Annotated in this window: 18 protein-coding genes and 2 tRNA genes; 18 read left to right on the forward strand and 2 right to left on the reverse strand. The window is 68.2% G+C overall.

What is annotated here, in order from left to right:
- The first annotated feature begins 144 nt into the window (after nt 1-144).
- From KJK29_RS25235 to KJK29_RS25290, 12 genes are all read left to right on the forward strand, one after another.
- Nucleotides 145-477, forward strand: a complete 333-nt coding sequence (locus tag KJK29_RS25235; RefSeq protein ID WP_215121412.1) for an SCO3933 family regulatory protein — start codon at nt 145-147, stop codon at nt 475-477.
- Nucleotides 478-479: 2 nt separating this feature from the next.
- Nucleotides 480-1,823 (forward strand): FtsK/SpoIIIE domain-containing protein, encoded by a 1,344-nt coding sequence (locus tag KJK29_RS25240; protein ID WP_215121413.1) that lies wholly within the window; start codon nt 480-482, stop codon nt 1,821-1,823.
- 74 nt (nt 1,824-1,897) lie between these two features.
- Nucleotides 1,898-2,068 (forward strand): hypothetical protein, encoded by a 171-nt coding sequence (locus KJK29_RS25245; protein ID WP_215121414.1) that lies wholly within the window; start codon nt 1,898-1,900, stop codon nt 2,066-2,068.
- Between the two features lie 75 nt (nt 2,069-2,143).
- The gene (locus KJK29_RS25250; RefSeq protein ID WP_215121415.1) at nt 2,144-2,791 is read left to right on the forward strand and encodes a DUF2637 domain-containing protein; all 648 of its coding nucleotides are present in this window, start codon (nt 2,144-2,146) and stop codon (nt 2,789-2,791) included.
- 19 nt (nt 2,792-2,810) lie between these two features.
- Nucleotides 2,811-2,996, forward strand: coding sequence for a mobile element transfer protein (locus KJK29_RS25255; protein WP_215121416.1), 186 nt, complete (start codon nt 2,811-2,813; stop codon nt 2,994-2,996).
- A gap of 17 nt (nt 2,997-3,013) precedes the next feature.
- Nucleotides 3,014-3,337: a hypothetical protein gene (locus KJK29_RS25260; protein WP_215121417.1), complete on the forward strand. Its 324-nt coding sequence runs from the start codon at nt 3,014-3,016 to the stop codon at nt 3,335-3,337.
- 92 nt (nt 3,338-3,429) lie between these two features.
- Nucleotides 3,430-3,609 (forward strand): hypothetical protein, encoded by a 180-nt coding sequence (locus tag KJK29_RS25265; protein WP_215121418.1) that lies wholly within the window; start codon nt 3,430-3,432, stop codon nt 3,607-3,609.
- A gap of 5 nt (nt 3,610-3,614) precedes the next feature.
- Nucleotides 3,615-3,812, forward strand: coding sequence for a hypothetical protein (locus tag KJK29_RS25270; RefSeq protein WP_215121419.1), 198 nt, complete (start codon nt 3,615-3,617; stop codon nt 3,810-3,812).
- A complete protein-coding gene (locus KJK29_RS25275; RefSeq protein WP_251057931.1) occupies nt 3,809-4,630 on the forward strand; it encodes a phosphoadenosine phosphosulfate reductase in 822 nt (273 codons plus the stop codon). Before KJK29_RS25270 ends, KJK29_RS25275 begins: the two co-directional genes overlap by 4 nt.
- On the forward strand, nt 4,627-6,024 hold the full coding sequence (gene repSA, locus KJK29_RS25280; RefSeq protein ID WP_215121420.1) for a replication initiator protein RepSA: 1,398 nt from the start codon (nt 4,627-4,629) through the stop codon (nt 6,022-6,024). The genes KJK29_RS25275 and repSA overlap by 4 nt, the downstream gene beginning before the upstream one ends.
- Nucleotides 6,017-6,229 (forward strand): excisionase family DNA-binding protein, encoded by a 213-nt coding sequence (locus KJK29_RS25285; RefSeq protein WP_215121421.1) that lies wholly within the window; start codon nt 6,017-6,019, stop codon nt 6,227-6,229. The genes repSA and KJK29_RS25285 overlap by 8 nt, the downstream gene beginning before the upstream one ends.
- The gene (locus tag KJK29_RS25290; protein WP_215121422.1) at nt 6,229-7,386 is read left to right on the forward strand and encodes a tyrosine-type recombinase/integrase; all 1,158 of its coding nucleotides are present in this window, start codon (nt 6,229-6,231) and stop codon (nt 7,384-7,386) included. Before KJK29_RS25285 ends, KJK29_RS25290 begins: the two co-directional genes overlap by 1 nt.
- Before the next feature lie 66 nt (nt 7,387-7,452).
- On the opposite strand, the gene KJK29_RS25295 is transcribed toward KJK29_RS25290, so the two are convergent.
- Nucleotides 7,453-7,526 (reverse strand) — tRNA-Gly (locus KJK29_RS25295).
- Between the two features lie 163 nt (nt 7,527-7,689).
- On the opposite strand from KJK29_RS25295, the gene KJK29_RS25300 reads away from it, so the two are divergent.
- From KJK29_RS25300 to clpX, 5 genes are all read left to right on the forward strand, one after another.
- A tRNA-Pro gene (locus tag KJK29_RS25300) sits at nt 7,690-7,766 on the forward strand.
- 214 nt (nt 7,767-7,980) lie between these two features.
- Nucleotides 7,981-9,369 carry a trigger factor gene (gene tig / locus KJK29_RS25305; protein ID WP_215121423.1) on the forward strand — a complete coding sequence of 463 codons (1,389 nt, stop codon included), beginning with the start codon at nt 7,981-7,983 and terminating at the stop codon, nt 9,367-9,369.
- Between the two features lie 280 nt (nt 9,370-9,649).
- The gene (locus tag KJK29_RS25310) at nt 9,650-10,255 is read left to right on the forward strand and encodes an ATP-dependent Clp protease proteolytic subunit (RefSeq protein WP_030818448.1); all 606 of its coding nucleotides are present in this window, start codon (nt 9,650-9,652) and stop codon (nt 10,253-10,255) included.
- A 109-nt stretch (nt 10,256-10,364) separates the two neighbouring features.
- Entirely contained in the window at nt 10,365-11,072 is a 708-nt protein-coding gene (locus KJK29_RS25315) for an ATP-dependent Clp protease proteolytic subunit (RefSeq protein ID WP_285439957.1), read from the forward strand.
- A gap of 180 nt (nt 11,073-11,252) precedes the next feature.
- Entirely contained in the window at nt 11,253-12,539 is a 1,287-nt protein-coding gene (gene clpX / locus KJK29_RS25320) for an ATP-dependent Clp protease ATP-binding subunit ClpX (RefSeq protein ID WP_010041898.1), read from the forward strand.
- Nucleotides 12,540-12,602: 63 nt separating this feature from the next.
- On the opposite strand, the gene KJK29_RS25325 is transcribed toward clpX, so the two are convergent.
- A complete protein-coding gene (locus tag KJK29_RS25325) occupies nt 12,603-13,556 on the reverse strand; it encodes a hypothetical protein (protein ID WP_215121424.1) in 954 nt (317 codons plus the stop codon).
- A 402-nt stretch (nt 13,557-13,958) separates the two neighbouring features.
- On the opposite strand from KJK29_RS25325, the gene KJK29_RS25330 reads away from it, so the two are divergent.
- Entirely contained in the window at nt 13,959-15,269 is a 1,311-nt protein-coding gene (locus KJK29_RS25330; RefSeq protein ID WP_251057932.1) for an RNA-guided endonuclease InsQ/TnpB family protein, read from the forward strand.
- The last annotated feature ends 5 nt before the right edge of the window (nt 15,270-15,274 follow it).

The following is a 15,274-nucleotide window of genomic DNA, read 5'->3' on the forward strand; positions in this document are numbered from 1 at the left end:
GGTCGGCACAACTGCGGCTGGCCTGAGTGGCCAAGCTGAAACATCTCTAGAGATGCATTGACGTCTCTAGAGATGTGCTGTTCCATGGAGTCATCTCTAGAGAGGTTGCTCGCAAGGGGCGGCCTCGGAGGCGAGGGGACAGCTATGCCGTCGTTCAAGATCGACACGTCGACCGCCGTGGTGTTCGTCGCGACTGCGCCGGAGCCGAAGATGGTCAACAAGAAGACCGGTGAGCGGGCCGTGGACCGGGACAACCCCGCCGTGGGTCTGTCGACCGTGGGTCTGCTGGTCTCGGATGAGGGGGAGGGGAACCTGTACCAGGTGACCGTTCCGGAGACGGGCCTTCCCGAGGGGCTTGCCCCGGGAATGCCGGTGCGGGTGGTCGGCCTGAAGGCGCGTGACTGGGAGAACGAGTTCAATGGCCAGAAGCGTCACGGCATCTCGTTCCGCGCGGTCGCGATCACGACGGTGGCCTGACCATGACTGACCTGCCTACCTGGCTGGAGTTAGGCACGGCGGCGGCTGGTGCCGGTGGGCTCGGCTACGCCAAGGTCCGTGCCCCGCGCGTGTACTGGTCGCTGGTCGGTCTCCCGGTCACCTGGGGCCGGTTCACGTGGTCCTACCGCAACACGATGGAGGTGTGCGGGCTGACGGTGCAGCCGTCCGGTTTCCGTGCCTTCGTCAAGCGCAACGTGGCCCGTAGCGAGGTGCGGCCGGTGCCGCCGAAGGTTCGCCGGGTCCGTCCGACCACCACGGGCCTGCGGGTCACGCTCCGGCTGCCCGCCGGTCTGGAGCCCGCCGACATCGCCGCGTCGTCGGAGCGTCTTCGGCACGCCTTCGGGGTCCGGTCGGTGCGGGTCACCGAGACCAAGCCCGGCTACGTTGAGCTGCGGATGACCGGCTATGACGTGCTCGCCCGGGTCAAGCTTCCGCGCAAGGCACAGCCCCGTGACCTGGTGGTCCCGGTCGCGCTGTCCGAGGACGGCACGGTCTTCGAGCGGGACTACCGCAAGGTCCCCATGGCGCTGACCCTGGGCGCCACGCTGTCCGGCAAGTCCATGTACCAACGAAACCTGATCAAAGGCCTGGCTCAGCTCCCTGTCGCGCTGGTCGGTATCGACTGCAAGCGCGGTGTCGAGCACGGGCGTTACGCGCCGCGTCTGTCGGCTCTGGCCACCGATCTGTCTTCGGCCGGGCGCCTGATAGACGCGCTCGTCGCGGAGATGGAAGAGCGCTTTGACCTGCTCTCCCTGTACGGGGTCTCGGACATGTGGGAACTGCCCGCTCACGTCCGTCCCGTGCCGCTGGTCGTGCTGATCGATGAGGTGGCGGAGCTGTTCTTCGTGATCTCCAAGAAGGATGAGCCGGAGCGTGACCGTGTGGTCATGCAGTTGGTCCGCCTGGGTCAGATGGCCCGTGCGATCGGCATCTATCTGGAGGTGTGCGGGCAGCGCTTCGGCTCCGACCAGGGCAAGGGGGCCACCGCCCTGCGTGCTCAGCTCACGGGCCGGGTCGTGCACCGCGTGAATGACAAGGCCAGTGCGGACATGGGCCTGGGCGACATCTCCCCGGAGGCGGTCCTGGCGGCCACGTCCATCCAGGCTGATCGTCCGGGTGTGGCGGTGGCCGGTGACACCTCCGGTGGCTGGTCCCGCATCCGCACCCCGCAGGTCACTCCGAACGAGGCGGCGGCCGTGTGCCGGCAGTTCTCCCACCTCACCCCGGAGTTGCCGTTTCTGGCTCCGTTCCGCCCGGTCGGCTCGGGGATCGTTCCGCCGATGCCGACGACTCCGCCCCGGGTGCCGCAGTCCGTCACCGAGTAACACCCCGTTCTCCCCGGTCGGCGCGACCGCCTTCGCGTCAGGTCCCTACCCGAGCCATGCCCGAAGGAGACGCCATGGCCGAACGGAAGACCCGCCGCAAGCCCGCCAAGAAGCCGTGCCCCGACTGCCAGACGGGCCAGATCTCGGAGTCCTTCAAGGTCGGCGGTCGCAGCAAGCGCGTGAGCGACGACCGGCAGGAAGCCCTCTGCCTGACCTGCTGGGGCACCGGCGAAGCCACCGACTGAACCGCACGGGGCCGGGCGGCCGGACTTGCTCCCCGCCGCCCCGCCCCGGCCCAACCCCGAGAGGGAGGTGAAGACATGACCGCCAAGGTCCGCCCGGATTTCGTACTCGTACAGGCCGTGATCGCTGGTGCCCTGTCCTTCGCCCACCTGCACGACCTTGCCGAAGCGGCCGGTCAGACCGGCTGGAAGGCCTGGGCCTACCCGGTCTCCGTCGATCTGCTGTTGGTCGCTGCCTGGCGCAGGTTGCGCACGGCACGCCGCGACCGCTCGGCCTGGACCTGGTTCGTCATCGCGCTGACCGCGTCGCTCGGCGCGAACATCGCCACCGCGGGACTGCTCGACCTGGCCGACGTGCCTGCCTGGCTGCGCATCCTCGTCGCTGGCTGGCCCGCTCTGGCCTTCCTCGGCGGAACCCTGCTGGTCCACTCGCCCGCTGAACCGGCCGCACCTGCGCAGCCTGTGGAGGAATCGGCCGCGCCGGAGGTCGAGACGCATCGTGTCGATGAGCCCGAGCCGGTACCGGAGATCGCCACACCGGAGCCCGTACCGGCCTTGCCCGAAGCGCCCGCACCGGTGGTGCCTCCGGCGCTGATTGACCACGCCCGCAAGGTCGCCACTGACCACCGCACCCGCACCGGCACCGATATCGACACCGCCACCCTGCGCACCCGGCTCGGCATCCCTGAAGACCTCGCCGGGGCGATCGTCGCTCAACTCGCCTGACATCTAAGGAGGTTCACCCATGCGCCCGAACCGCTTCTACGACGTGATCCGCATCGGTCCCGTCAAGGTCGGCTCCTTCAACAACGGCCGGGGCCAGACCCGGCACACCGCCGCCTGCACCGCGCCGAAGTGCGGCTTCTCCAACGAGTACGGCGACCGCTCGGCGGCCGAACTCGCCGCCCGCACCCACCGCTGCACCACCTGAGCCGGAGAGAGACCGCCATGCAGTTACCTGAGGACCAGATCAGGGCCGGACACATCCCGGCCGATCTGTACCGGCAGATCCCGCCCGGCACCAACGTGCGCAAGATCGTGATCGTCCAGGAAGCCCCGCGCTCCTACAAGGGCCCGATCGTCATGACCCTGCTGATCACCACCGGGTCCGTCGTGGTGCTGCTCGTACTCGCCTTCGTCGTCCAGGTCATCGCCGCGTCCATCGTCACCGTGCTGTCGGCGACCTGCGGCATTACCTACACGCTCAACCGGGTCTCCAAGCACCCGGCCCGCTCCCGGCCTCGCCGGACCAAGAACCGCCGTTTCAAGTAGCCCTCCGGGGCGGCCTCTACCGCCAAGTATCCGCCGCCCCGGACGGCCCAGACCGCTTCCAGATCTCGCGACCCGAAAGGGCTCCACTCATCATGCCTTCTCACGCCCCGAACCGTCCGCTCTGCCGCGACTGCGACGGCTTCGCCACCGCCGCCATCACCACCGGCATCCGCCACGCCAACGGCACCCGCGCGACCCTCCGCGTCACCTGCCCGAGCTGCAAGGGCACCGGCCACCGCCTCTCCTCCGCCTTCGCGCGGACCGGGAGGTGACCGGCATGGGCGACCTGACGCCGACCCGGGACCGGCCCGGCCTGCACATCAGCAAGTCCTCCCCGGAAGCCCCGGCCCGCGGGTCCGCCGTGTGCCACTGCGGCGCGAGCGCCACCGCCACCGGTGACGCCCAGGTCCGCCTCCTGGTCCAGGGCTGGGAGGCCAACCACGGCACTGCCCACGCAAAGGGAGGCAGCCAGTGAACACCGAGCCACGCAGCCAGCAACTGCGCACCTTCAGCTTCGGCGGCGGCTGGCAGTCCATGGCCGCGCTCGTCCTCGCTGCACAGGGCCGCCTGGACTTCCGCACCTTCCTGTTCGCCAACGTCGGTGCCGACAGCGAGAACCCCGCGACGCTGCACTACTTCGAGCAGTACGCGGCTCCCTTCGCGGCGGCCCACGGCCTCGACCTGATCGAACTGCACCGCGAGACCAAGAACGGCACCGAGACGATCCGCCAGCGCATCATCCGCAGCAACGGCAGCCGCCAGACCATCCCGGTCTTCCTGACCAACGGCAAACCCGGCTCCCGGGTCTGCACGAAAGAGTTCAAGATCCTCGTCACCGGCGCCTGGCTGAAGGCTCACGGCGCCACTGCCGACAACCGCGCCACTGTCGCGATGGGCATCAGCCTCGACGAGATCGGCCGCGCCAACGAATCCAAGGCCATGCCGTACGAGCGGCTCGTCTACCCGCTACTTGACCTGAAGGTCCGACGGGCGGACTGCCCGCGCATCATCCGCTCCGCGGGCCTGCCCGTACCGCCCAAGAGTTCCTGCGACTTCTGCCCGATGCGGAAGATCCCCGAATGGCAGGCCATGCACGAGCACGACCCCGAGAGGTTCGCCCGGGCCTGCGAGGTTGAAGACACCATCAACGCCAACCTTGCTGCCAAGGGGAAGCGTCCGGTCTTCCTCACCCGTACCGGCCGCCCGCTGCGGGAGCTGTTCAAGGCCGGTGTCCAAGTTCCTCTCTTCGACACCGACGATGAGGCCTGCGACAGCGGGTGGTGCTGGACATGACCGACACCGCCACCATGGCGGGCCTGGACCCGGCCACCCTCGCCGACGTGCTGAGGGTGGCCGGGTCTCCCGGCTTCGACCGCATCCAAGAACAGATCCGCCGCACTGGCGGCTGCTCCGACCCCATCCACCTGCAAGGCGCCACAGTCACCCGCGACAAGGTCACCGGGCAGGTCCTGCACTCCTACTCGACCGACACCGAGCCCGGCGGTCGGCTCCGGGTCGCCTGCGGCAACCGCCGGGCCTCCCGCTGCCCGGCCTGCGCCTGGACCTACGCCGGAGACACCTACCACCTCATCCGCGCCGGACTCGTCGGCGACCCCGACAAGGGCACCCCGCACACGATCCGGGACCACCCCCGGGTCTTCGCCACCCTGACCGCTCCCTCTTTCGGCCCGGTCCACAACCGGCCCGGCAACCGGCCCTGCCGCTGCGGCCAAGGCCACGGCGAGGACGCGCCCGAACTCGGCACCCCGCTCGACGCCACGACATACGACTACGCCGGGGCCGTGCTGTGGAACAACTACGCCTCGGAGCTGTGGCGTTACTTCACGATCTACCTGCGCCGGGAGATCGCCAAGCGGGCCGGACTGACCCAGAAGACAGCCAAGGAACAGTCCCGCGTCTCCTTCGGCAAGGTCGCCGAGTACCAGAAGCGCGGAGCCGTCCACTTCCACGCCGTGATCCGCTTCGACGGACCCGACGGGCCCGACGACCCGCCGCCGACCTGGGCCACCCTCGACCTGCTCACCGACTCCATCCACGCTGCCGCCGCCCGCGCATCGGTCGACGTTTCCGCCGCCGGTGATCAGCCGGACCGCACGCTTCGCTGGGGCACGCAGCTCGACGTGCAGCCGATCGGCGCCTTCGGCCACGGCGAAGAGATCACCGAACAGGCCGTCGCCTCCTACGTCGCCAAGTACGCCACCAAGGCCGCCGAGACCACCGGCACCGTCGACCGCCGCATCGGCAACAAGGAAGCCCTGGTCCTGCTCGGCGTGCCCGACCACCCCCGCCGCCTCATCGAAGCCTGCCTGGATCTGCACCCGCTCTACCCGGACCGCAAGCTCCGGGACTGGGCTCACATGCTCGGCTTCCGCGGCCACTTCTCCACCAAGTCCCGCCAGTACTCCACCACCCTCGGAGCCCTGCGCCAGACCCGCGCCGACTACCGGGCCGCCCAGCAGCGCGCGGCCCTCGGCCTGCCCGACCCGGACGACTCCCCGGGGGCAACCACGCTGACCCTCGCCCACTGGACCTACGCCGGGCACGGCTACACCCCTGGTGAGTCCTGGCTCGCCGCCACGATCCGGCGGGACATCCAGCTGAACCGCGAAACGGCGCGCGAGGCTCTCGCAGACCTGCGCCAGGAAGGAGAGCACGACCATGAATGAGCGGTACCTCAACGTCGACCAGGTCGCCGAGCTGCTCGGCACGACCGTGCGCTTCCCTCGGCGTCTGATCGAAGAGCGGCGCATCACCTACGTGAAGGTCGGCCGCCACGTCCGCATACCCGAGAGCGCGGTCCGCGAGTTCATCGACGCCAACACGGTGCAGCCGCGGCGGCGTACAGCAGTCCTTCGGGGGGTGGCTGCCTGATGGCACAGAAGCGCCGGCACTTCGGCCGGGTCCGCAAGCTCCCGTCCGGTCGCTATCAGGCTCGCTACCTCGGCCCCGATGGGCAGCTCCGGCCCGCGCCTGAAACGTTCCGCACCAAGAGGGACGCCGACGACTGGCTTGCCGACAAGCAGACCGAGCTGCGGCGCGGCGACTGGCATGACCCCGACGCCGGGAAGGTGCCGTTCGGCGAGTACGCCGCTGCCTGGATCAAGGAACGCGAGCTGACCACCACAACCCGGCAGCTCTACGGCTCGCTCCTGCGGCACCACCTCGAACCCGCCTTCGGGGGCGTCAACGTCGCGGAGATCTCGCCCCCGCTCGTGCGGCGCTGGCGCGCTGACAAGCTCGCCTTTGGCACCGGCCCGACCACGGTCGCCAAGGCCTATGCCCTGCTGCGCGCGATCATGGGCACGGCTGTCGCCGACCAGATGATCAGGCGCAACCCGTGCACGATCAAGGGCGCCAGCACCGTGCACACCCCTGAGCGGCCGACCGCCACCGTGCAGGAGGTCTACGACCTGGCAGAGGCCATGCAGCCCCGCTACCGGGCGCTCGTGCTGATGGCCGGGTTCCTCGGCCTGCGCTGGGGTGAGCTGATCGGCCTGCACCGCCGGGACATCGACCTCGACCACGGGGCCGTACGTGTCCGCCGGGCCGTCGCCGAGCTGTTCAACGGCCAGCGCGAGATCAAGGCACCCAAGAGCGCTGCGGGCAAGCGCACCGTGGCTATCCCGGCCGCGATCATCCCGGACATCCTTGACCACCTGGAGCGGTACGCCGAGCCGGGTGCCGACGGCCGTGTCTTCATCGGTGCCAAGGGAGCGACTCCACGCCGGAACCACTTCAACCGGCTGTGGCGCAAGGCCAGTGCGGATGCCGGGATCAAGAACCTGCATTTCCATGATCTCCGGCACACGGGCAACACCCTCGCCGCGTCGACCGGGGCCAGCACGCGAGAGCTGATGTCCCGCATGGGCCACAGCACTGCCCGGGCCGCGCTGATCTACCAGCACGCGAGCGCCGAACGTGACCGGCTGATCGCCGACGCACTGAGCGCCCTCGTCGACAAGGGCCGGAAGACCAAGAGGAAGCAAGATCCAGAGCGGAAGGGGCACGCGAGGGACACGGCGGACTGAACACGCCCCCTGCAAACGATCAGGGCCAGGCGGAGGAATGATCCTCTGACCTGGCCCTGAGTCGTATGGAGCGGGCGACGGGAATCGAACCCGCGTAGCTAGTTTGGAAGACTAGGGCTCTACCATTGAGCTACGCCCGCACGGTGCGCGCCGCAGGTCGGGTGACCTCGGCACGCAAGCATCGTAGCGGGTTGTGCGCCCTCGTCGCACACCGCATTCGGATCCGGGGCCTCCCGGCGCGGACGCAGCGGAAATACGGCGGCCCCACGGCCTCGCGCCATGTACCCTACGTGTCGCACCAGACGGGGTGTGGCGCAGCTTGGTAGCGCGTCCGCTTTGGGAGCGGAAGGCCGTGGGTTCAAATCCCGCCACCCCGACCAGCCATCCGATCATCTCTCGAGCCGGCTCGAGTCATCTCGGGTGATCGTCCCCCGGTCGCTCATGTGATCGCCTTTTGGGCGGTGTAGTCGCTGCCGTTACTATGCAAGCTGCACGCCCGTGTGTCTCAGCGTCTGAAGTCTCCGGGCGGCGAAATCCGCCGGGCCGCTCTGGCCCCGGCAGAACCCAAGAAGTCAGCCACAAGGAGACCGAACCGTGAAGAGCGCCGTGGAGACCCTGAACCCGACTCGGGTTCGGCTCACTGTCGAGGTGCCCTTCGAGGAGCTCAAGGACAGCCTCGACGCGGCGTACAAGAAGATCAACCAGCAGGTCACGGTGAAGGGCTTCCGCAAGGGCAAGGTCCCGGCCCGGGTCATCGACCAGCGGTTCGGCCGCGGTGCGGTTCTGGAGGAGGCCGTCAACGACGCGCTGCCGAAGTTCTACACCGACGCGGTCAACGAGGCCGAGCTGAACCCCCTGGGCCAGCCCGAGGTCGACATCACGGAGCTGAAGGACGGCGAGACGCTGAACTTCACCGCCGAGGTCGACATCCGTCCCTCCATCGAGATCCCGGACTACTCCGGCATCGAGGTCGAGGTCGACGCGGTCGAGGTCACCGAGGAGGACGTCGACAAGGCGGTCGAGGAGCTGCGCGAGCGCTTCGCCTCCACCGCCCCGGTCGAGCGTGCCGCCGAGGACGGCGACGTCGTGACGATCGACCTGGAGGCCAAGGTCGAGGGCGAGGTCCTGGAGGACGGCGTCGCCGACGGCGTCTCCTACACCATCGGCTCCGGCGAGCTCCTCGACGGCATCGACGACGCCGTGAAGGGCGTGGAGGCCGGTGGCGAGGCCACCTTCACCTCCGAGCTCAAGGGCGGCTCGGCGGCCGGCAAGGAGGCCGAGGTCACCGTCAAGGTCACCCAGGTCGCCAAGCGCGAACTGCCCGAGCTGGACGACGAGTTCGCTCAGCTCGCCTCCGAGTTCGACACCATCGAGGAGCTGCGCGCCGACAGCCGCAAGCGCCTGGAGAACATGAAGCAGTACGACCAGGCCACGCAGGCCCAGGAGCGTGTCCTGGAGAAGCTGCTCGAGCTGGTCGAGGTGCCGGTCCCGGACAAGCTGCTCGAGGACGAGGTCAACACCCGCAAGCACAACCTCGAGCACCACCAGCTCGGCCAGATGGGCCTCGACCTCGAGAAGTACCTCGAGATCCAGGGCAAGACGGCCGAGGAGTTCGACGCCGAGACCAAGGAAGCCGCGGTCAAGGGCATCAAGACGCAGTTCGTCCTCGACGAGCTCGTCAAGCAGGAGAAGCTGAACGTCAGCCAGGAGGAGCTCACCGAGCACCTCATGCGCCGCGCCGCCTCCTCCGGCATGTCCCCCGACCAGTTCGCCCAGGCCGTCGTCGAGGGCGGTCAGGTTCCGCTCCTGGTCGGCGAGGTCGCCCGCGGCAAGGCCCTGGCCGTCGTGGTCGAGAAGGCCACGGTCAAGGACACCAACGGCGAGGTCGTCGACCTGGACGACGAAGAGGACGAGACCGAGGCCTCCGCCGAGGAGACCCCGGCCGCCGAGGGCGCCGAGTCCACCGAGAAGACCGAGGGCTGAGCCCCGGCACCTGCTACGCCGTAAGAGGACGGGCCCCGAGAGACACACACCAGTGCCTCTCGGGGCCCGTCGGCGTCACCGGCCCAGGTGCGGACCGAAGCACCCAAGTCGCTACGCCCCCGGCGAACACTCCCATCTCCGGGATTCCCCGAAGGGACCCGCGCGTTAGGGTCCATGAATACGAGGGCAGTGGAGTCTGCGAACGGCTCCAGCCCCGCAGGGAAACGTGAGACGGCCCGGCGCCGTCGTAAGACGAGCAGGTGGATACGTGACGAATCTGATGCCCTCCGCCGCCGGCGAGCCTTCCATCGGTGGTGGCCTCGGTGACCAGGTCTACAACCGGCTGCTCAACGAGCGGATCATCTTCCTCGGCCAGCCGGTCGACGACGACATTGCGAACAAGATCACCGCACAGCTGCTGCTCCTTGCCGCGGATCCCGACAAGGACATCTACCTCTACATCAACAGCCCCGGCGGTTCGATCACGGCCGGTATGGCGATCTACGACACGATGCAGTTCATCAAGAACGACGTGGTGACGATCGCGATGGGTCTCGCGGCCTCGATGGGGCAGTTCCTGCTCAGCGCGGGCACCCCCGGCAAGCGCTTCGCGCTGCCGAACGCCGAGATCCTGATCCACCAGCCCTCCGCCGGTCTGGCCGGTTCGGCCTCCGACATCAAGATCCACGCCGAGCGGCTGCTGCACACCAAGAAGCGCATGGCCGAGCTCACGTCCCAGCACACGGGCCAGTCGGTCGAGCAGATCACCCGCGACTCGGACCGCGACCGCTGGTTCGACGCCTTCGAGGCCAAGGAGTACGGCCTCATCGACGACGTCATCCCGACGGCCGCAGGTATGCCGGGCGGCGGCGGCACCGGGGCCTGAGAGGTCCCCACGGGGCCTGTGGCGCCCCGTGAGGCCCCCGGAGCCCTCCCGGGCCCCAGCGACCCCAGACAGCCCCAGCCGACCGCCTCAGCCCTTTTCAGGAGACACCGTGAACCAGTTCCCCGGAAGCGGGATCTACGACCGTATGAACGCCGCGCAGGACACGAGCGGCTCGCAGGGCCGCTACACCGGCCCCCAGGCCGAGTCCCGCTACATCATTCCGCGCTTCGTCGAGCGCACCTCCCAGGGCATCCGCGAGTACGACCCGTACGCGAAGCTCTTCGAGGAGCGTGTGATCTTCCTCGGCGTCCAGATCGACGACGCCTCCGCCAACGACGTCATGGCGCAGCTGCTGTGCCTGGAGTCGATGGACCCCGACCGTGACATCTCGGTCTACATCAACAGCCCCGGCGGCTCCTTCACGGCGCTCACCGCGATCTACGACACGATGCAGTACGTGAAGCCGGACATCCAGACGGTCTGCATGGGCCAGGCCGCCTCCGCCGCCGCCGTCCTGCTGGCCGCCGGCACGGCGGGCAAGCGCATGGCCCTGCCGAACGCGCGCGTGCTGATCCACCAGCCGTACAGCGAGACCGGCCGCGGTCAGGTCTCCGACCTGGAGATCGCCGCGAACGAGATCCTCCGGATGCGTTCGCAGCTGGAGGAGATGCTGGCCAAGCACTCCACCACGCCGGTCGAGAAGATCCGCGAGGACATCGAGCGCGACAAGATCCTCACGGCCGAGGACGCGCTGAGCTACGGACTGATCGACCAGGTCATCAGCACCCGGAAGATGGACAACTCGAGCCTGCGCTGAGGCGAGAGGCTGTATCGTCTGCCGCCCCTTGGCACGGTTTGGCACGGTGCACGTCAAAGTGAACCGCGCCAAGGGGGGCCCGAACGAGGGGCCCGGCAAGGTACCGTCGGACATAAGGCTGCACCAGGAGCCGCTGGACGTCGACGTCCAGTCGTCTCCCAGGCGAAGGGGAAGCACACCGTGGCACGCATCGGTGACGGCGGCGATCTGCTCAAGTGCTCGTTCTGTGGCAAGAGCCAGAAGCAGGTCAAGAAGCTCATCGCAGGGCCCGGTGTGTACATCTGCGACGAGTGCATCGACCTCTGCAACGAGATCATCGAGGAAGAGCTCGCGGAGACCAGTGAGGTCCGCTGGGAGGAACTCCCCAAGCCCCGCGAGATCTACGAGTTCCTCGAGGGATACGTGGTCGGCCAGGAGGCCGCCAAGAAGGCCCTCTCCGTAGCGGTGTACAACCACTACAAGCGCGTCCAGGCCGGTGAGAACGGCGGGGCGAACGGCCGTGACGACGCCATCGAGTTGGCGAAGTCCAACATCCTCCTCCTCGGCCCCACGGGCTCCGGGAAGACCCTCCTCGCGCAGACCCTCGCGCGCATGCTGAACGTCCCCTTCGCGATCGCCGACGCCACGGCGCTCACGGAGGCGGGGTACGTCGGCGAGGACGTCGAGAACATCCTCCTCAAGCTGATCCAGGCCGCCGACTACGACGTCAAGAAGGCCGAGACCGGGATCATCTACATCGATGAGATCGACAAGGTCGCGAGGAAGAGTGAAAACCCCTCGATCACGCGCGATGTCTCGGGCGAGGGCGTCCAGCAGGCCCTGCTGAAGATCCTGGAGGGCACCACGGCCTCGGTCCCGCCGCAGGGCGGCCGCAAGCACCCGCACCAGGAGTTCATCCAGATCGACACGACGAACGTCCTGTTCATCGTGGGCGGTGCCTTCGCGGGACTGGAGAAGATCATCGAGTCCCGGGCGGGTGCCAAGGGCATCGGCTTCGGCGCGCAGATCCGCTCCAAGCGCGAGATGGAGTCCAAGGACCAGTTCCAGGAGGTCATGCCGGAGGACCTGGTCAAGTTCGGCATGATCCCCGAGTTCATCGGCCGGCTCCCGGTCATCACCTCGGTCCACAACCTCGACCGCGAGGCCCTGCTGCAGATCCTCGTCGAGCCGCGCAACGCGCTCGTCAAGCAGTACCAGCGCCTCTTCGAACTCGACGGTGTGGAGCTGGACTTCGAGCGCGAGGCCCTCGAGGCCATCGCCGACCAGGCGATCCTCCGCCAGACCGGCGCGCGTGGCCTCAGGGCCATCATGGAGGAGGTCCTCCAGGGCGTGATGTACGAGGTCCCGTCCCGCAAGGACGTGGCCCGGGTCGTCATCACGGCGGACGTCGTCCAGTCGAACGTCAACCCGACGCTGATTCCGCGGGATGCGCGGGGTCGGGGGCCGGGCGAGCAGAAGACCGCCTAGTCACCCACTGCACGCGAAGGCGCCCAGCACTGCTTGTGCTGGGCGCCTTCGTCGTTGCTTGCGTCAGGCCGCGACGCGGACTTCCTTGCGGACCTTGGTGGTGAGGTCGATCGCCACGTCCTTGGTGACGCCCTTCGCCGCCTCACCCGGCGACACGAGGGCGATCGTGCTGTAGTCGGCCCACGCGCAGAACCAGTTGGTCTTCTCCTTCTTGGTCAGCTCGTCCTGAGCCTTGACCGACTGGCACTTCATGACCGCGCCGTCGAGGTCCGCCTCCTCGGGCTCGCCGATCAGCTCCGGCTTTCCGGACCCGGTGGCGGACTCCTTCTCGGCGGACTTCTTGAAGTTGGCGAGGAACAGGTCCAGGGTCGCCTCCGGGTCGGAGATCTCACCGTAGGCACCGGCCACCGTGAGCGTCTTGGCCGACGCCATCTTCGCCGCGGACGACGGGTCCTCGGGGTCGTAGTCGCTCAGGTCCACGTTGGAGTAGAGGGCGGCCGACGTCTTGGCGTTCTTCACGCCGCTCTTCTCCAGCTCCGACTTCTCCTCGTCACCGGTGGTCTGGCCGTCCTTCGTGGTGCGCTTGTACTCGCTGAGCACGGTCGACGGTGTCGAGAGCTTGTGCGGCCCGTCGTCCTCAAGACCACCCCCACCCCCGCCGATCACGAAGTACGCGCCCACACCGATCGCGGCGACCACGGCCACCGCGCCGAGGATGATGCCCGTCTTCTTCTTGCCGCCGCCCGGCGCCGGGGGCTGCGGGACGCCGTACGGGGCCTGGCCGTAGGGCGGCTGCGGCTGCTGGCCGTACGGGGGCTGCTGGCCGTAGGGGCCGGGCTGCTGGGGCGGGGCGCCCTGCGGGTAGCCGTAGCCCGGCTGCGGCGGAGGGGCCTGCTGGGGGTAGCCATAGCCGGGCTGGGGCGCCTGCGGCGGCTGACCGTACGGACCGGGCTGGCCGTACGGTCCGGGCTGCTGGGGCTGCTGTCCACCGTATGGGCCCGGCTGGTTGTAGCTCATGTTCTGGGTTCCCCTCCAGATGCTTATGTGTTCCAGACATCCTGGCGCAGACTCACCGTGTGCATGGCATCGGGGCCCTCAACCGTTACCGGCGCTCTTCTCAGAGAGCGCTGCCGCCGGGGACGGACGAATGCATCTCAAGGCTGCTCTGACGTGCACCTCGGGGCGGACGGGTTGGTGCAATCCGGACCACCAACGGTGCTTCGCGGCACGATCAGGAGAAACACGAGCATGACCGGCGAGCGGGGACGCCCTCGCTTCGCGGCACATCGGCATCTCGCCCCTGAAGCTCCGCGCCGATGCGAGGATCGACTCGAACACGGTTGTTCACATCGTGTGCAATTCCGGTTTGATGTGATCTTTCGCCGCGAGCGGTCATGAAGCATCCATACGGTGATCGGTATGCAGCTTCGCTACAACTACCGGGCCTACCCGGATGCCTCCCAGCGCCGTGCGCTGGCGAAGGCGTTCGGGTGCGCCCGTGTGGTGTGGAACGACTGCCTGCGCGACCGGAAGGAAGCGCACGCGGCGGCGTTGCCGTATGTGAAGTCGGCGGAGTTGTCGCGTCTGCGCATCACCCAGGCCAAGCGGACAGAGGAACGCGCGTGGCTCGCCGACGTCTCGGCGGTCGTCCTGCAACAGTCTCTGCGAGACCTGGACACCGCCTACAAGAACTTCTTCGACAGTTGTAAGGGCAGGCGGAAGGGCCGGAAAGTCGGCCCGCCCCGCTACAAATCGAAGAAGGACACCCGGCAGTCGGTCCGCCTCAACGCCAACGCCTTCTCCCTCCATGGCGACGGCACGGTGTATGTGGCCAAGGTCGGCAACCTCAAGGTCAAGTGGTCCCGCCCGCTTCCGGCCGTACCCAGTTCCCTGACCGTCACCATGGACAGCTGTGGCCGGTACTTCCTCAGCTTCGTCGTGGACACCGAGCCGGATGTCCTCCCCGAGGTGGAGTCGGAAACCGGGATCGACCTGGGCCTGTCCGTCTTCGCGGTCCTGTCCGACGGCCGGAAGATCGCCAGCCCTCGCTTCCTGCGTCGGGCGGAGAAGAAGCTCAAGCGGCTTCAGCGAGAGCTGTCCCGCAAGGTCAAGGGATCGAAAAACCGGGCCAAGGCCCGTATCAAGGTCGCGCGCCAGCACGCGCGTGTGGCGGACCGGCGCCGGGACTTCCACCACAAGGCATCCGCACAGATCATTCGCGACAACCAAGCGGTGTATGTGGAGGACCTTGCGGTGTCCGCTCTCGGCCGCAGCCGGCTCGCCAAGTCCGTGCACGACGCCGGATGGTCCGCCTTCGTACGGATGCTGGAGTACAAGGCGGTCAAACATGGACGCACCTTCGCCAAGGTCGACCGCGCGTTCCCGTCCTCCCAGGTCTGCTCGGCCTGCGGACACCGGGACGGTCCCAAGCCCCTGCACGTCCGGCAATGGACCTGTGGCGGATGCGGCACCGTGCACGACCGGGACCACAATGCAGCCCGCAATGTTCTTTTCGAAGGGCGCCGTATCGTCGCCGCCGGACGGGCGGAGACGCTAAACGCCTGGTGGAGCGCTGGTAAGACCAGGACGAAAGTCCCGGCACAACGCGGTGAAGCAGGAAGCTCCCGGAAGGGCCCGGACGGCCCAGGCCGGAGTCCCTGGACCCCGGGTCAGGGAGCATGTCAAAAAGCAAACGCGTTTCGGGACAGGGGAGTGACACCTCTAAACTGACCCCC

It is taken from the genome of Streptomyces koelreuteriae, assembly GCF_018604545.1.
In the GTDB taxonomy this organism is placed as follows: Bacteria; Actinomycetota; Actinomycetes; order Streptomycetales; family Streptomycetaceae; genus Streptomyces; species Streptomyces koelreuteriae.